Here is a 17,138-nt window from a genome sequence, read left to right as displayed (position 1 = left end):
TTATGAATAATGATAAAAAGCAAAAAATTATTAAAACACTTCTTAGTCTGATGATATCATTTTTAATGATTTTTATAGTTGCTATGTTTGCAAGAGTGGCAAGCAACACTGTATTGCCTCAAAACAGCAAAGTATCTGTATTAATTAATGATTATCTAGATATGATGATGGAAATGATGGATAAATTTGCTACTAACTTAAAAATAAAAAGAAATACAGTTTCAGAATACCAGGTAAACTTAATAACTCAATCTATATCAGATTATGTAGGTTATAGCATGTATCAAACAGCTGATATATTAAAAGATTATAACCCATACAAAAATTACTCTAAAACAGAATTAGAAAAATATAAAAATGATTATTATAAAATGACTTTGGAAAACCCTTATTTAAGAAGCATGACAGTCTTTTCTATAGACGGCAAAATGAGACTAAACTTGTATTCGGCTAATCATAAATCTTGGCCTATAGAATTACAGGATAATCTGTTAAAAGAAGTAAAAAATAAAGGCTCTTTGGTATTAAATGCTGAAAATGAAAATGCATTCTATATAATGGAATATATTAAAAATAAATATGGTGAAATTATTGTTACTACAAGAAATGATTATTCTTATGTTTCTGATATAGCTATGTATTATCAAGTGGCAGACAAAAGGCTTTATATAAGCGATTCTAGAGATTTAGTTTATAATGTAAGAGAGTCTATAGGAGAAAAATCTATAGAAAAAGTATCTAGCGTTATTAATAGATTTGCTTATTATAAAAAACAACCTAGTTTTATAGTTAATGATTCACTATCTGTATCTATGATAGGAAAAGAGTATCCTAATTATTTTGAATTAATAGTATTAGCTGTTACTGCTTTACTTATATTATTATTCCAATTAATATTAACTGGAATAATTAACTTCTTTAAATACTTGATGCAAATTAAAACTCATAGAGATTTTTTGGAGAGTGTTAAAGGAGAAAATGAATTATTTATAGATGAGAGCTTAGTAAAAGCAGATATACCTAAATCTACTGCAATAGATGATATGCCTCCTATAATAGAAAAACTTCATTATAAAATACCAGAAAAATATTTTGATAATAATAAAAAAGAAGAAGAAAATAAATTCAATATTGCAAAAGACATATCAAATATTGTAAGCATGATAAAGTTTAATAACTATGATCCTGCAAAAGATAATAATGAAGAGATAAATGCAGAAGAAAAAATAACAGAAGAGATAAAAGACATAAGTATAGAAAATGAAGATAATCTCAATAATATTTATTCATTAAGCTATATAGAAAATGAAGTTGATAAAGAATTAGAAAATGACAAAAATGAAGATTCAATAGAATTTGTAGAAGAAGAAAAAATAGATGATGAAATATTAGAATATAATGATAACAGTACATTAGAAGAAACTTACAAAACAGAAGAGTATGATGAATATAATAGCGAATATAATAATGATGAGTACAAAATAGAAAGTGTTCAAAATGATGAAGATGATATATATAATAATAATGATGAAGAAATAAAAGCTTTAGTTCAAGAATCTGAAGAAGAATATCAAAATTATCAAGAATCAGAAAATAATGATGAATACTATTCTTTAAATGCTGAATATTCTAATAATAATGAATATTTTAATAATGAAGATATAAGAGATAGAAAAATTATTAAAAGCGATTTACAATTATCATATAATGAATATAGTAACGAAAATATTTTTAATTCAAAAGAAGAAATAGAAAAGATAAATGATGATGTAGAAGAAATAGAAAACGTACAAGAAAAAATAGAAGAGGAAGAAGAAGTAAAAGAAAATATTAATATGGATATATATAATTCATATGGTATAGAAAATAATGATGAGGAAAAAATAAAAAATATAGATACTAAAAGAACAGAAGATGTATTTGCTGCTTTTGATAAGATGTTATCTTCAATAATAAGTAAAGCAGAAGAAGATGCTAGAAAAAGTATAACTAAAAAATAATATAGGTGGTTTTTTATGTTTGATAGACATAATAATATTTCTATTTTTGTATATATAGCTATTTTGCTTAATGCTATAATTATTGCTCTATTTATTACTTTTGTATTTGGATTAAAAAAAGATGCTTTTGATATAGATACTAAAAAGCTTGATAGAACATCTCTAATATGCCAAAATAATATATTAAGCCTTATAAATGATTATGATAATAGATTAGATAAAATAATAGAAAGTTATAATTTTCCTTCATTGCTTCAAAATGTTGTATTAAATGGAATGAATGAAGATGAAAAAAATAGAATTATATCTATTTTTAGAAGCGGTAATTATGCTTTTGATACTGTTGGGCTTTATTTTTCTGATGGACGTGCTGTATTTTCTTCTCCGGATAATAGAAAAAGCATAAACCTTAATGCATTAAAAATAAATGATAAAAAAGCTTTCTTTGACCAAGATTTTGATGGTGTTTATTTTATTAAACCAATTAAAAATGAAAAAGGATTAGAAGTTGGATATATTGTAGCAAGTGTATTTAAAAAGATTTTTGAAAATACTTCATACAATTTAAACTTCTTGCTTATACCAAATGGTGTAATATATTATAATCCTTCTATAAATATTAATAGTATTTCAAGAGATACATTATATCAATATATGAATAATCCTGGAGTAATAAATATAGGAGCTTATTCATATATATTACATTCAAGCAATGTTAAAGATATATATAATTTTAATGTAGGAATACTAGAGCTTGATGTGCCTATAATACAAAGATATTTAAAATATATTTTACTTATTATACTTTGTTCTTCATTAATATTTTTAATATCTAGTGCTTTATATGAAAGAAAAAAATTGCAAACAGAAAATGCTTCAGATATAGAAGACGATAGTATATATTCATCAGATGATAATATTCTAGAAGATGATGAATACAATAATTTTGATGATGATAATAATTTAGATGATTTTAATTATGATTTAAATACATTAAATGAAGATATAGAATATTTAAATAATATAGAATCAAAAAATAAAAAACACATTGATAAAAAAAGCAAATTAGAGCTGCCTAATTTAGATGATATAGAAAAAGCTGTAGATAATATAAGCAAAGAAGATTTATTAGCTATTGAAGACTTAGAAGATATAGAAGACAGCATTAATGATGAAGCTATTAAAGTTGACAATGTTGATGAAGTTGATAAACGATGAGCATTTGAATATAGAAAACATTGAAGACTTAGAAAAAATAGAAAGACAGCATTGATGATGAAGCTATTAAAGTTGACAATATTGATGAAGTTGATAACGATGAGCATTTGAATATAGAAAATATCGAAGACTTAGAAAAAATAGAAGACAGCATTGATGATGAAGCTATTAAAGTTGACAATCTTGATGAAGTTGATAATGATGAGCATTTGAATATAGAAAATATTGAAGACTTAGAAAAAATAGAAGACAGCATTGATGATGAAGCTATTAAAGTTGACAATCTTGATGAAGTTGATAATGATGAGCATTTAAATATAGAAAACATTGAAGACTTAGAAGATATAGAAGAGAGCATTGATGATGAAGCTATTAAAGTTGACAATGTTGATGAAGTTGATAATGATGAGCATTTGAATATAGAAAACATCGAAGACTTAGAAAAAATAGAAGACAGCATTGATGATGAAGCTATTAAAGTTGACAATATTGATGAAGTTGATAACGATGAGCATTTGAATATAGAAAATATCGAAGACTTAGAAAAAATAGAAGACAGCATTGATGATGAAACTATTAAAGTTGACAATCTTGATGAAGTTGATAATGATGAACATTTGAATATAGAAAATATTGAAGATTTAGAAGATATAGAAGATAGCATTGATGATGAAACTATTAAAATAGATAATATTGATGAAGATTTAGAAGAAGAGGTTGATGATAATTCAATACCAAATATAGATAATTTAGATAATAATATAAATACCGTATCTGAAGAAGATAAGGAATTAGATTATGTACCTACATTAGATAATGTATTAGATGAAAACGATGAAGATAAAAATATTTTAAGAGGTATAGATGATATTATTTCTGATAATGAGGAGGATATTTTGATAAGTCATGGCTCTATGATTGATAATGAAATTAGCAAAAAAGAAGATGATTATTTCTCTTCTCTAGATTCATTTAATCTTGCTCTTAATAAAGATTTTCTATTTGATGATGATAAAAACGAATTTGATAAATCACATAACTATGATAGCAATGAAGTAATAAAAAAAGCAAGTGAAGATGATGTGTTTGATACAGAAGATTTAATAGACAGTGAATTATATGACCCTGAAGAAAAAAGACCGCCTATGCCTGAAGATTATAAAGATGCAGAAGAAAAAGTAAAAGATAATATGACTTCAAATTGGAAAAATATTCTTAAAGCAATTAAAGGTGAGAAGTTTGTAAATAAAAGTTTAGATGAAATGCTAGAGTGGATAAAAGAAAAATCCGGACTTAATGTATTACATTCTGCAATGCTTACTAAAGATGAAAATGGAATATACAAAATATCAGATTCTAAAAACCTTACAGAAGATACTAAAAACAAATTAGAAATAGATGAAAATGAAGCTTTATTTAAAAAGATTTTATCATCTAGAAAAACATTATATGTGTCAGATCCTTTCTCTTCATTATCATTAAAAATTAAATTTGATGAAAAAGATAGAGAAAATATTTCTCATATGATATTTATACCTATACAAGATGAAGAAGCTCAATTAAAATCTTTCTTTATAGGGCTTTCTTCAAATTGATATTAATATATATATCAAAAATAAATAATAGAGGTAAAAATGGAATATTTGATAGTAGTAGCTGCTTTTATATTAATAGGAATAGTGATAAGCTTAATTTTTTATAATGTTTTGCATATAAAAGTATTCGGCGGCTGGGTTATGATGTTTATAATAGCTACTATTGGAGCTTTGCTTGGTTCATATTATTTGCCAAGATTAACTGAAATAGTAAGCTATATTAATATTAACCTATCGTCTGCTATTTTGGGTGCTATTATTTTGGTTATACTTCTAAGAATATTTACACCTAAATCATTAAAATAGTAAGGCAAAAAATAATGTTTATTAAAAGCAATACAACAGATATTGTAAAGCCTTCTATCAAAGATGAAAAAGCCATAGAAAATATTAAAAAAGCAGCTCAAATAGCACAAGAAGCTATAGACTTAGCTTTTGAATATTCTCTATCAGGAACAAGAGCTTCAAAAATAGATAAAGACGTTGAGAAATTTATAAAATCTAAAGGGGCATACCCTGCCAATTTAGAAGTGCCTGAATATGGTTTTTCTACAAGCATATCAATAGGAAATGAAATAGCACATGGCAGACCAACAAATAAAAAAATATTAGTGCAAGGCGATATTATATGCATTGATATAGGAGTTAAATATAACGGCTACTATGCTGACTGTGCTAGAACTATGGTTGTTAAAGGCAATCAATTAAGTTCAACAAACAAAAAAGCATATAAATTAATTAAAGCTTGTAAAGAATCTTTAGAACATGCTATATATAAATTAAGACCCAATATACTTTTAAGCACCTATGGAAGAGAAGTTGAAAAAAAAGTAAATGAATATGGATACAGCATAATAAAATCTCTTACAGGTCATGGTGTTGGATATGAGTATCATGAAGCTCCTTATATATATAATTTTTATCACCCAAATAATGATGTAAAACTAGAAGAGAATATGGTTTTGGCATTAGAATTAATGATAACTGAAGGCTCTGATAAATATATAATAGAAAATGATGGTTGGACTATATCTACAGCCGACTACTCTTTTGCCGCTCATTTTGAACATACTGTTTTAATTAAAAAAAATGGCGTTGAGATATTAGGAATAGATTAATTTATAACAACTCTGCTCTAAAACTTTTTATACATAAATAATTATATTTTATTATATGATTTTTATTTTATTCAACTTTTTCTCGTAGCAAAAAGTACAAATACTTTAGCTTTATATCTTATAAATATTTATAAAATAAATAATACAAATATTTTAGCCAAAAAATGCAGTTCTTTTGCTTCCTTTATATATACTTAAATGATAATATAAGAACTTTCTTTTGCAAAAGCCAATTGCAAATCTATATTTTCTTTTCTTAAAAAAGCTAAAAGTTTATTGTAAATCAATTTTATTTGTGCATCAGTTCTATCTTGATTATGATGGTGAATAATAACATAAGGCACTTCCGCATCAAGACCCACCTGTATAGCATCATTTAAAGTGGAATGCCCCCAGCCAACATGCCCATTAATATATTCGCTTTTTGTATACTCCCCTTCTATAATTAAAACATTAGCCCCTCTCACATAATCTATTAGCCTAGCATGAAGCAAATTAGCATTGTTATTATAATGGTCTAATGATGGGTGCTGTATATGGAGACGTTTTTTATAAGGTTCATGGTCTGTCAAATATACTAAAGTTTTATCATTAGAAGTGATTTTGTATGATAAAGTATAGCAAGGGTGATTAACCCATAATGCTTCTACTGTCATATTTCCATAATTTATTTTTTTACCTTCATAGAAGGGTTCAAATTTAATAGAAGCACCAAACTGCTCAAGATTGATAGGAAAATAATCTTTAGCTAATATATTATTAATTGTTTCATACATTTCCTCATGATTATCTTTAGGGCCGTATATTGTAAAGCTATATTTATTAGAATAAAATGGTGCGAAAAAAGGTATTCCTATAATATGGTCCCAATGGAAATGTGTTAATAAAATAATACTTTCTTTTTTTTCACTTTTAAGAGCATAATATCCAAGATTTTTTAATCCGCTTCCAGCATCAAGAATAATATAGTTTCCTTCATCATCTATAACTTGTATGCAAGACGTATTACCGCCGTATTCACTGAAACTAGTACCAGGGGTTGGTATAGAGCCTCTGCTTCCCAAAAATCTAACTTTCAAATTGTACTCTTAAATAAATTTTTATATATAAATCATACACTATAAAGTAAAAAAATCAATCTAATAATAATACAATTTATAATATTTTGATTATTGAAAAATAACAAAAAAAATATTATAATTTTTAGAAAATAAATTATTAATATATAATTTTTATAGTAATGGGAAAAAGTATATTTTTATTTGTTGGAGTAACAGCATTATCAATGTCTGCAATATTTGCAAGACTTGCTAATGCCCCTTCTTCAATAACAGCATTTTATAGATTATTATTTTCTTTTATAATAATTTTGCCTATACTTCTAATAAGAAATTTAGAAGAGTTAAAAAAAATAAGTAAAAAAGATTTTCTATTATCATTAGTATCAGGCATAGCATTGGCAGGTCATTATTCATTATGGTTCCAATCTTTAAAATATACTTCAGTTGCAAGCTCTACCGTAATAGTAACGCTTCAGCCATTATTTTCTATAGTAGCAGGTTATTTTATTTTTAAAGAGAGATATACCAAATTAGCAATACTTGGTTTTATTATAGCAATAATAGGTTCTGTTATAATAGGCTGGGGAGATTTTCAAGTAAGCACCACTGCATTAATTGGAGATGTTTTAGCATTTATATCAGCAGGGCTCATTAGTGCTAACTTTTTACTTGGGCAATATATAAGAAAAAGATTATCCGCTCTCACATACACAGGTTTAACATATTTTGCATCGGCTGTATTTTTATTTTTTGTAGTAATATTTACTAATACACCTCTTACTGGATATCCATTATATACTTGGATTAATATATTAGGTTTAACTCTCATATCTACAATGCTTGGGCATGTGGTGTTTATGTGGCTTTTAAAATGGTTTTCTGCTAGCGTTGTATCTATGACCATATTAGGAGAGGCTGTTGGTGCTTGTATATTAGGATATTTTATATTAAAAGAGAGTATCAGTATTAATCAGCTTATTGGTATAATAATAATTTTATTTGGAATAGGATTATTTTTAAAAGAGCATAAACAAAATTAAATGGAGAATATTTATGATTAGTGAAAAAGTATTAAAAGTTTTAAATGAACTTGGCATAGAACATAAAGAGTTTGAAGAGAAAGGAGCTACCAAAACAGTTGAAGATGCTGCTAAATCTTTAAATATTGAAAAAGGTCAGGTTGCAAAATCTATATTACTAAAACCGGTAAAGAAAGATTTTTTTATGTTAATAGCATCAGGTGATAAAAAAATATCTTCAAAAAAAACTAAAGAATATTTTGGATGCAAAACAAATTTTGCAAGTGCAGAAGACACTTATAATTTAACAGGTTTTACTTTTGGAGGAGTATGTCCTTTTGGAATAGATGAAAGAATTACCGTATTAGTTGATAAAAGCATGAAGAGATTTGATGATTTATATATAGCTTGCGGAAGTGACAGTTCTCTTGCAAAAATGAGTTACGATGAAATAATAAATAAAATTTCAAATATAGAAGTAGATTTAACAGAATAACTTTTTATATAAATAATTATTTTTTATTTTTAGCAATATATTTAAAAAATATAGATTTATCTAAATTTTTTGAAGTTACTGTATTAAGCACGAAATCATTTTCATCTGTATTAAAAGTTTCTCTTCCAAGCTCTTTTGTAACTCCTCCATATACAAAATAGGATATGCTATTGGATATACTTGTTAAAGAAGCTAGAGATGATAAAATAAGAAGAAATATTAAAATGTTTTTTCTAATACTTTTAATGTTAGCATTTTTATTTAAATAATCAACGACTAATACATAAATAAAAAATATTGCTGTTATATTAACTCTATGGAAATTCTGATCCGGTCCATACATTATAGAAGCAACAGCAAATAACATAAATATAGATACATAATATATATAATTATTCTTATTATTTTTAAATATTAAAAACAAATGAAGTCCAAATGCTAAAATATAAAAATACAAAAACTCTAAAGCATTATATTCTGATAATAGAAATCTTAAAGAAGATGATGAGCCTACACTATTTGAAGAAAAATAAAACATTAATAATGGAAATATAGTAATTGATGAAAAAATATTTTTTAAACTAAAAATATTTTTTATTGTTAGCAAAAGATTTTCTTTTAAATCTATTAAAGTTTTTACTATCATATATGGCAATATGCCTATAACAGCGTATGGAGAATATAATATAACAGATAACCCTAAAAAAGCAAAATTAGAAGAATTTCTTTGTACTAAAAATAAAGAACTCATTACCCAAATAGCTATTGCCTGATTAAACAATAATTGTAAATCCTGCAAATGTGAGCTGTAATAAGAAAGTATTCTACTGCTAAATGTATGAATTTCTGCAATTGGTGAAAAGAATATAAATAACAACAATGCAATTAATATATATCTGCTTCTATTAATATTTAGATAATATAAAACTAATATTATGGAAATAAATATTCCAATAGAACTCCATAAAACTAAAAACATATTTCCAACAGTAAGTCCAAAAAATTTACCAAATACAGCAGGTACAATCCAATGACCTATATAATACACAATAGCATATCCGCTTTTTGTATATATTACAGGCCAAGAAAAGTTAATTAAATCTCTAAAAATAGGATTTCTTCCCCTAAGCATATCTATAGACTGCTCAAATATTTCACCTATCCCAGATACTAATACAAACAATATTATAGACATTATCATTACAATAAAAACAATAATATTTATCTTGTAAACTTTATTATAATTAATAATACTATCTTTTATCATTAAATATAAAATATAAAAAATAATCATATTTACAGGTATAGATACTATATATCTAGTCCAAGAGAATACAAAAATAATAAATGGAATTATTAAATATAAATATCCTAATATAACAATAATATATATTTTTATTTCTACATCTTTATTAAATTTTTTTAATACAACATTAAAAATATTAGTATTAAAAATCATTAATATACCAATCATAATAATAAGTATAGAATAATATATTGGCTTAATTCTTAATTTATAATAAATATTATCTATTTTTTTATCATCTATAATTTTTGTGGAAATTAAATATCCAGCTCTCCTTCCTCCTGTTTGCATATTAATTGACTTAACATAATCAGGATTTTTATTTGAATCTATAATAAGACTAAATACATCACTATATCTAAATACCTTATCATAGAACTCCATTCTACAATCATAGTAATATTCATTTGCATTTATTTTAATAATATTGATTTTTTCATTTTCTTGTAGATTATTATATTTTTCAGATAAATTATTTATTTCTATTGTTTTATTTATATTTAAATTTATATTAAGATATCCAACTCTTGTTTTATTTGCTAAAATACTTCCTAATATTATAAATATTAATAATAAAGATAATATAAATAGATAAAATATAAATAATTTTTTTTCATTAAGGACTACTTAAATAAAATTATAAAAATAAGTTTTTATAATTATTGATATTTAAAATGTAATTTTCCGACAATTATATCATAATAAATACTAGTGTCAATTAATATATTAAACAAAAATACTATTTATAATCACTATTTATATCAATGGATATTGACATAAATTAAAATTTTGTTTATATTAATCTTGTAAAGATAATTTACAAGTATATAAAAAATATAGCAGTAAATTATAGAGGAGTTTAATATGATAAAAAAAATATTATCTTCATTAATAGTATTAGCAATTTTTTCTACATCAATTTTATTTGCTGATATGGTAGTTCCAGCTTCAGCGTTGCCTAAACAAGCTGTAACATTCATAAAAAAAATATACCCTAATGCTCAAATATGGAAAGTAGAAAGAGACGGCGGAAAATTCGATGTAAATCTATCAAATGGTGCTAGTATAGATTTTTTAACTAACGGCGACTGGGTAAATATAGACGGAGAATATAACGGTGTACCTTTCAGTGTATTGCCTCAAGCTGTTGCTAACACAGTAAAAAAGACATATCCTCAAGCTATGATTACAAGTGTAGAAAAAGAGTGGGGAAATTATAAAATAAAACTCAACAACATGATGGAAATGTTTATATCATCTGATGGATCATTAATGGGACAGCAATTTGATGATTAATTATATAAAAGGTTTATGAAAAGTATTATTTTTAAAAGGTGCTGCGAAATGTAGCATCTTTTTTTTATGTTCAAAAAGTTATTATTCTTTACAACATTTCAAGAAAGATTTTTATTTATCATTATTATCAATTAATTAAAACAATAATTTTTCTCATTATTTTTAGATTATAAAAATTAAATGCTAATAAAAAAATATTAAGCAAATTTTAATTATACCGAAAATATTATAAGAAAATAATAAATATTTAATAAATACAATAATAATTACTTTATGGAGGAATTCGCCTTATGATGCGTTCATTATTTGCAGGTGTATCTGGATTACAGAATCACCAAACTAGAATGGATGTTGTTGGTAATAACATATCCAATGTAAATACATACGGTTTTAAAAAAGGTAGAGTAACTTTCAAGGATATGATAAGCCAATCTTTGAGCGGAGCAGCTAAGCCGCAGGAAGATAGAGGCGGTATCAATCCTCAGCAGGTTGGTCTTGGTATGCAGGTAGCTACTATAGATACAATACATACACAAGGAGCTTTACAAGTTACTGGTGTAAATACAGATTTAGCTATTCAAGGAGAAGGTTTCTTTATTGAGAAGAAAGGAAATAGTTCTTACTATACAAGAAACGGAGCTTTCTCTATAGATAAAAATGGTTATTTAGTTAACCCTTCAAATGGTTATAAAGTACAAGGTTGGAATGCTGTACTTAATCCAGAAACAGGAATGATGGAATTAAATACTGCTGCCGGCGTAGAAGATTTAATTATACCAGTAGGTTCAAAAGACCCAGCACGTGCTACACAAAACACTAAGTTCTTCTGTAACCTACAAAAAAATAGTGATACTCACCAAGCAGATTTAACTATTTATGATTCTACAGGAATACCTCGTCAATTAAGAGCAACATTTAATAGAACAGATGTTAATAGATGGGATATGGTAATAGAAATACCAGAAGCAACAGAAGGAAGCGTAAGTGTTTCTGCCGGAGACCCTGTTGAAAATGGAGGAAATAATACTTTCCAATTAGTATTCAATGATGCTGGTTCTTTAATTTCTGTAAGCGATGGTACTAATACTCAAACTGAAGGCGTATTAATGCCTAATGTATCTTTCACTTATACAGGTACAGACGGAGAAGTAAATCAAACTATTAACCTTACTATGGGAGAAGTTGGTTTATTTAATGGTATTACACAATTTGAATCACCTTCTACAACTAAAGCTATAGAACAAGATGGTTATACTATGGGTATGCTTGAAGGATTCAGCTTTGATGACAGCGGTCAAATTACTGGCGTATTTACAAATGGAAATAGAAAAACTTTAGGACAGGTTGCTTTGGCTAAATTTGCAAATGCTGGCGGTTTAGAGAAAGCAGGAGACACTTTATTTGTAGAAAGCAATAACTCTGGTGCTGCTAATATTGGTGTTGCTGCTGCTGAAGGAAGAGGTTCTATTAAAGCTGGTACTTTAGAGATGTCTAACGTTGATTTAAGTGAACAATTTACTGATATGATAGTAACTCAAAGAGGTTTCCAAGCTAATGCTAGAACTATAACTACAGCTGACCAGTTGCTTCAAGAAGTTATAGCACTTAAGAGATAAATAAAATATTAGACTTTTTGTTTTTTTTTAGTATAATATAATGGTTAGGAGTTTCTTAATATTATGATATATGTAACTAGATTTGACGGAAGCGTTTTATATATTAATCCACATCAAATAGAGTTTATGGAGGAAACTCCTGATTTGGTAATCACTATGCTATCTGGAAGAAAAGTGCTAACTAAAGATAGTTATGAAACTGTATTAAATAGAATAGTGGAATATAGAACTAGAATAGTAAATGAAGATTCTACTAAAAAACCTTCTTTCTATGGTAATGAAGATTAGAAAGAAAATAAAAAATAAATAAAATATTAGAGAGTAAAAAATATGGATATTATAGTACCTTTAGGTTTTTTATTAGTTATAGGTATCAATTTATTTGGTATAATTTCAGGTGGTGGTAATGTTGGTCACATGGTGGACATTGCTTCGGCAGTTGTAACAGGTTTAGGAGGAACTACTTCTCTTTTTGTTGCAAATGACATAGGAACTATATTGGGCGTACCTAAAGCAATAAAAGTTCTTTTGAACAAACCTAACTATGATGAAGCACAAATAATTATTACTTTAATAAGCTTTTCTGAAAAGGCAAGAAGAGAAGGTTTGCTTGTACTTGAAGATGATATACAAGAAGTTTCAGACCCCTTTCTTAAAAAAGGTATGCAGCTTGTAGTAGACGGAACAGACCCAGAACTAGTAAAAAATATTTTGAATACAGAAATAGATAACGTAGAAGCAAGACACGATACAGTAAGAAAGGTATTTGAAGATGCTGCTTCATTATATCCTGCTTGGGGTATGATTGGTACATTAATTGGTCTTGTAATCATGCTTAGAAGTTTGGGCGGCGGCGGTGGTGTTGAAGCCATCGGTTCTGGTATGGCGGTAGCACTTATTACTACTTACTACGGTTCAGTTATCGCTAACGGTTTTGCTTTGCCTATAGCTGGTAGACTTGCTGCAAGACATGCTTCTGAGGCTATTGTACAGAGCATTATGCTTGAAGGTATATTATCTATACAGGCTGGTGATAACCCTAGAATTGTTAAAGATAAATTAGTATCTTTCTTACCTCCTCCTCAACGTCAAAAAGTTAATGAGCAGGTTGGAGACAGATAAATAATTTAAGGATATATAATGGCTACTATTAAATTTGGTAAAAAAGCTAAAAAAGCTGGTGATAAAGCACAAGTACCAGGTCCTTCTGCTCCATTATGGCTTCAAACATATGGAGACTTCGTTACTTTGGTACTTACGTTCTTCGTATTACTGCTTTCTACTATGTCTGAATCTATTAGTGATTCTACTATGCAATTATTAGCTACTGCTTTTCAGGGCTCTTTCGGTAATTTATCTGGAGGGGTTACTTTATCGCAGAGTAAATTAGTTGCTGGTGGTGCTAATGTAGATGCTTTGCCTGCTATGGACAGAGGATACTCTATGGGCAGAAGTGTGGATAAAGCAGTATCAGTATTAGAATCAGAAATAAAAAACAATAAAGTAAGAGTATCTGAAGATGAAAGAGGTTTTGTTATCACATTAGGAGCAGACCAATATTTTGAATCAGCTTCTACAAATATAGTAAACACTCAAAATAATACAGAAACTTTTATAAAAATAGCTTCAGTACTTAGCACATTACCAAATGATATTAGAATAGAAGGTCATACAGACTCTGGTGCAATATTAGAAGGAAGTATTACAGAACAATGGTTTGGAAACAACTGGGGGCTTTCTACTGCAAGAGCTATTGTTGTATTAGAAAAATTATTTGAAAGCGACCAAACAGGAAAGTTAGATATAAATAAATATTCTGTTGCGGGTTATGCTGATACTAGACCGGTTGCGTCTAATGATTTGCCAGATGGAAGAGCTTTAAATAGAAGAGTTGATATAGTTGTAGTTCGTAATGATGTAACTTACTATAATCAAAAATAATAGACTGTATGATTGTAGCAAGAGATTGGAAAGATTATAAAATTTTAGATGCTGGAAATGGCGAAAAATTTGAGAATATAGGAGGATTTTTAGTATCGCGTCCTGATTCTCAAATTATTTGGCAAAAACAATTAAATAAATGGAATAATTTAGATGCCATATATCATCGCTCTGATAAGGGAGGCGGTTATTGGCAATATATTAACAGTCCAAAAGAAAACTTTATCATAAAATATAAAGACTTATCATTTAAAATAGAGTTCACAAACTTCAAACATATTGGGCTTTTTCCTGAACAGGCTGTTAATTGGCAATTTATAATAGATAAAATCAAAGAAAAAAAATCATCTACTCATAAAAATAAAGAAATAAAAGCTCTTAATTTATTTGCATATACAGGAGGAGCTACTGTAGCTTGTGCTTATGCAGATTGTGATGAAATAGTGCATGTTGATGCTTACAAAAAAAATTGTTGGACATGCTAAAACAAATATCGAAATTAATAATTTTCAAAATAAAAAAGTAAGATTTATTATAGAAGATGTTATTAAATTTGTTTTAAGAGAAGTGAGAAGAGAGAGAAAATATGATGTTATTATAATGGACCCTCCAGTATACGGCAGAGGTCCTAATGGAGAGCTTTGGCAAATAGAGACAAGTTTAACAAGATTGGTAGAAGAATGCGTTAAACTATTATCTCCCTCCCCTATTCTATTTTTAATTAACTGCTATACTGCAAGTTTTTCTCATATATCTCTTAAAAACATTTTGCAAACTCAAATTAAAAATAATGGTTTTTTTGAAAGCGGAGAAATAGCTCTTCCTATAGAAAATACTGATTTGATACTTCCATCAGGAATATATGCTAGATTTTTTACATAAAATTATGATGTAACAACTATTGCTTTTTTTTATTTATAAGTTAAAGTTTTAAATGGGTTTGATATATATATTAATATTTTTTAAGGAAACAATGTGAACACTATAGAAGAATATACCCCCACCACTTCAAAGTATGAGTTATACACTCATTTAAGCGAACAAATAGTATCTGGAAAAATAAGAACTTTTTCAGAAATATTTACTTATGCTAGCAATGTTAATTTTGAGAAGATTAATGATCATAATAATATTTTAAAAGGATTATTTAATCTTATAAGAAAAATTAATTGGGGATTCTTTAATAACTTGGATAAAGAAATGTATCCAAAATTGTGGGATCAATTTGTTATAGAAAATCCTAAATATAGTTTTGCTGGAGATTTAAAACTTAGTTTAACTATAGCTGATATTTATATAGCAATGCTTGATATTCATGGATATACTAAATTTTGCGAAGAGAATAAAAACAACCTTTCTAAGATGCATGCTTTAGATGATTTGCTTCAAAATAAAATAAGCGAACTTACAAGATTTTATAATGTTATATCTCACAGAAAGCAGGGCGATGAAATAGTAATGATGTGCCCATCGGCAACTGATGCATTAAGTGCTACTATGGCTATTATTGGAGCTTTGAGCAAAAAAAGAATATTAACAGAATGTCCTGATATAGATACTTCAATATTTCCAGAGTTCAAAGTAAGTGCTGGTATAGCTGGAGGAATGAGCAATAATTCTCTTATTATCACAGAAGATGGAGATTTATCTGGTTTTCTTATTAACAATGCAGCAAGAATGCAAGCTAGAGCAAATATGTTATCTCCAAAAGATACTAAAATAATTGTTACAAAAAATTTGCAATTTAACTTCCTTAAAGAAAATAGCAAAGTAAAAAGTGAAATATTTGAAAAGAATATTATATCTTTCTATGATAATGGTATGATATCTTTTAAGGGAACTGAGATTCCTATAGTTGAAGCAATATTTAATCCTAATGAAAAATATAAAGAAGCTTTCTTTAATGAAATGGAAGAACTTGTAAAAAGTATAAAAGGAAATTTGTGGAAGCAGAGATTATTTACAAGCATATTAGATTTGATTTCAAAAGCAGTTAGCTCTATGCCTAAATTTCAAATCAACAAAAGAGTTAATGAATATATATCTGCTTATGATAATAAAACTATATATGATTTATGCAATAGTGCAAATGGAGCTTATGTAGTTAAAGAAAATTATAAAGAAGCTATAGATACTTTTGCTCTTATAATAAAACTATTGAAAACAATTCCTGACTTTGACCCTATGGTATTAGAATATGCCGAGAGTATATGCAATGGCTACGAAAAAGTTTTACCTATATATGATATAGTAATTAAAAAAGAAATAGAAATGAACTTAACAGAGATATTTCCTGCTAATCATGTTCCTATATTTCAAAATGTGCAAAAAGCAAATGAAACTTATAATAAATTAATGAAATATGCCTTAGATAGTAATGCTCTAAAAAGAAGAAAATCTATTTGGTATGGTATATTAGAAAAAGAACTTAATAATTTAGTGATAAATATGTATTCTGGTAAGAAATAAATA

General features: G+C 26.8%; 15 protein-coding genes and 1 pseudogene. 14 read left to right on the top strand and 2 right to left on the bottom strand.

The genetic code is table 11. From position 1 onward, the window contains the following. The first annotated feature begins 2 nt into the window (after nt 1–2). The 4 genes and pseudogenes from BPP43_RS10685 (at nt 3) to map (ending at nt 5,931) form a co-directional block, all read left to right on the top strand. The gene (locus BPP43_RS10685) at nt 3–2,000 is read left to right on the top strand and encodes a hypothetical protein (protein WP_015274933.1); all 1,998 of its coding nucleotides are present in this window, start codon (nt 3–5) and stop codon (nt 1,998–2,000) included. A 15-nt stretch (nt 2,001–2,015) separates the two neighbouring features. Beyond that, a pseudogene (locus tag BPP43_RS12780) lies at nt 2,016–4,813 on the top strand (ligand-binding sensor domain-containing protein). Between the two features lie 39 nt (nt 4,814–4,852). Then, the gene (locus tag BPP43_RS10675) at nt 4,853–5,119 is read left to right on the top strand and encodes a hypothetical protein (protein WP_013243707.1); all 267 of its coding nucleotides are present in this window, start codon (nt 4,853–4,855) and stop codon (nt 5,117–5,119) included. Between the two features lie 14 nt (nt 5,120–5,133). Further along, nucleotides 5,134–5,931: a type I methionyl aminopeptidase gene (gene map / locus BPP43_RS10670; protein ID WP_013243708.1), complete on the top strand. Its 798-nt coding sequence runs from the start codon at nt 5,134–5,136 to the stop codon at nt 5,929–5,931. Between the two features lie 194 nt (nt 5,932–6,125). Here map and BPP43_RS10665 read toward each other — a convergent pair whose 3' ends face one another. Next, nucleotides 6,126–7,010: an MBL fold metallo-hydrolase gene (locus BPP43_RS10665; protein WP_015274932.1), complete on the bottom strand. Its 885-nt coding sequence runs from the start codon at nt 7,008–7,010 to the stop codon at nt 6,126–6,128. Nucleotides 7,011–7,171: 161 nt separating this feature from the next. Between BPP43_RS10665 and BPP43_RS10660 the strand changes: the two genes are divergently transcribed. Together BPP43_RS10660 and BPP43_RS10655 are read left to right on the top strand one after the other, a co-directional pair. Continuing rightward, nucleotides 7,172–8,032 (top strand): DMT family transporter, encoded by an 861-nt coding sequence (locus tag BPP43_RS10660; RefSeq protein ID WP_014933695.1) that lies wholly within the window; start codon nt 7,172–7,174, stop codon nt 8,030–8,032. Nucleotides 8,033–8,045: 13 nt separating this feature from the next. Further along, nucleotides 8,046–8,507: a YbaK/EbsC family protein gene (locus BPP43_RS10655; RefSeq protein WP_013243711.1), complete on the top strand. Its 462-nt coding sequence runs from the start codon at nt 8,046–8,048 to the stop codon at nt 8,505–8,507. Nucleotides 8,508–8,523: 16 nt separating this feature from the next. On the opposite strand, the gene BPP43_RS10650 is transcribed toward BPP43_RS10655, so the two are convergent. After that, the gene (locus tag BPP43_RS10650) at nt 8,524–10,197 is read right to left on the bottom strand and encodes a hypothetical protein (RefSeq protein ID WP_015274930.1); all 1,674 of its coding nucleotides are present in this window, start codon (nt 10,195–10,197) and stop codon (nt 8,524–8,526) included. Between the two features lie 480 nt (nt 10,198–10,677). Here BPP43_RS10650 and BPP43_RS10645 point away from each other — a divergent pair, with 480 nt between their 5' ends. From BPP43_RS10645 to BPP43_RS10615, 8 genes are all read left to right on the top strand, one after another. Further along, the gene (locus BPP43_RS10645) at nt 10,678–11,109 is read left to right on the top strand and encodes a PepSY-like domain-containing protein (protein WP_015274928.1); all 432 of its coding nucleotides are present in this window, start codon (nt 10,678–10,680) and stop codon (nt 11,107–11,109) included. Nucleotides 11,110–11,399: 290 nt separating this feature from the next. After that, complete coding sequence (gene flgE, locus BPP43_RS10640) at nt 11,400–12,725, top strand: flagellar hook protein FlgE (RefSeq protein WP_013243714.1); 1,326 nt, start codon at nt 11,400–11,402, stop codon at nt 12,723–12,725. A gap of 63 nt (nt 12,726–12,788) precedes the next feature. Further along, a complete protein-coding gene (locus BPP43_RS10635; protein ID WP_013243715.1) occupies nt 12,789–13,013 on the top strand; it encodes a flagellar FlbD family protein in 225 nt (74 codons plus the stop codon). A gap of 42 nt (nt 13,014–13,055) precedes the next feature. After that, nucleotides 13,056–13,847: a motility protein A gene (locus tag BPP43_RS10630; protein WP_013243716.1), complete on the top strand. Its 792-nt coding sequence runs from the start codon at nt 13,056–13,058 to the stop codon at nt 13,845–13,847. A gap of 18 nt (nt 13,848–13,865) precedes the next feature. Then, nucleotides 13,866–14,666: a flagellar motor protein MotB gene (locus tag BPP43_RS10625; RefSeq protein WP_013243717.1), complete on the top strand. Its 801-nt coding sequence runs from the start codon at nt 13,866–13,868 to the stop codon at nt 14,664–14,666. An 8-nt stretch (nt 14,667–14,674) separates the two neighbouring features. After that, nucleotides 14,675–15,151: a class I SAM-dependent methyltransferase gene (locus BPP43_RS12470; RefSeq protein ID WP_252832324.1), complete on the top strand. Its 477-nt coding sequence runs from the start codon at nt 14,675–14,677 to the stop codon at nt 15,149–15,151. Then, complete coding sequence (locus BPP43_RS12465; protein ID WP_252832323.1) at nt 15,120–15,548, top strand: class I SAM-dependent rRNA methyltransferase; 429 nt, start codon at nt 15,120–15,122, stop codon at nt 15,546–15,548. The genes BPP43_RS12470 and BPP43_RS12465 overlap by 32 nt, the downstream gene beginning before the upstream one ends. 93 nt (nt 15,549–15,641) lie before the next feature. Beyond that, nucleotides 15,642–17,135 (top strand): nucleotidyl cyclase domain-containing protein, encoded by a 1,494-nt coding sequence (locus BPP43_RS10615; RefSeq protein WP_013243719.1) that lies wholly within the window; start codon nt 15,642–15,644, stop codon nt 17,133–17,135. The last annotated feature ends 3 nt before the right edge of the window (nt 17,136–17,138 follow it).

The sequence above is a fragment of the Brachyspira pilosicoli P43/6/78 genome (assembly GCF_000325665.1).
GTDB classification, from domain to species: Bacteria; Spirochaetota; Brachyspiria; order Brachyspirales; family Brachyspiraceae; genus Brachyspira; species Brachyspira pilosicoli.
The sequence above is the reverse complement of the archived record's forward strand: the minus strand, read 5'-3'. Positions and strand labels throughout refer to the sequence as shown.

What these genes read in the sequence shown, in the direction of transcription:
- BPP43_RS12465 (WP_252832323.1), top strand. Translation starts at nt 15,120, where the DNA reads ATGCTTACAAAAAAAATTGTTGGACATGCTAAAACAAATATCGAAATT.
- BPP43_RS10655 (WP_013243711.1), top strand. Translation starts at nt 8,046, where the DNA reads ATGATTAGTGAAAAAGTATTAAAAGTTTTAAATGAACTTGGCATAGAA.
- BPP43_RS10625 (WP_013243717.1), top strand. Translation starts at nt 13,866, where the DNA reads ATGGCTACTATTAAATTTGGTAAAAAAGCTAAAAAAGCTGGTGATAAA.
- BPP43_RS10650 (WP_015274930.1), bottom strand. Translation starts at nt 10,197, where the DNA reads ATGGAGTTCTATGATAAGGTATTTAGATATAGTGATGTATTTAGTCTT.
- BPP43_RS10660 (WP_014933695.1), top strand. Translation starts at nt 7,172, where the DNA reads ATGGGAAAAAGTATATTTTTATTTGTTGGAGTAACAGCATTATCAATG.
- BPP43_RS10675 (WP_013243707.1), top strand. Translation starts at nt 4,853, where the DNA reads ATGGAATATTTGATAGTAGTAGCTGCTTTTATATTAATAGGAATAGTG.
- map (WP_013243708.1), top strand. Translation starts at nt 5,134, where the DNA reads ATGTTTATTAAAAGCAATACAACAGATATTGTAAAGCCTTCTATCAAA.
- BPP43_RS10645 (WP_015274928.1), top strand. Translation starts at nt 10,678, where the DNA reads ATGATAAAAAAAATATTATCTTCATTAATAGTATTAGCAATTTTTTCT.
- BPP43_RS12470 (WP_252832324.1), top strand. Translation starts at nt 14,675, where the DNA reads ATGATTGTAGCAAGAGATTGGAAAGATTATAAAATTTTAGATGCTGGA.
- BPP43_RS10630 (WP_013243716.1), top strand. Translation starts at nt 13,056, where the DNA reads ATGGATATTATAGTACCTTTAGGTTTTTTATTAGTTATAGGTATCAAT.
- BPP43_RS10635 (WP_013243715.1), top strand. Translation starts at nt 12,789, where the DNA reads ATGATATATGTAACTAGATTTGACGGAAGCGTTTTATATATTAATCCA.
- flgE (WP_013243714.1), top strand. Translation starts at nt 11,400, where the DNA reads ATGATGCGTTCATTATTTGCAGGTGTATCTGGATTACAGAATCACCAA.
- BPP43_RS10685 (WP_015274933.1), top strand. Translation starts at nt 3, where the DNA reads ATGAATAATGATAAAAAGCAAAAAATTATTAAAACACTTCTTAGTCTG.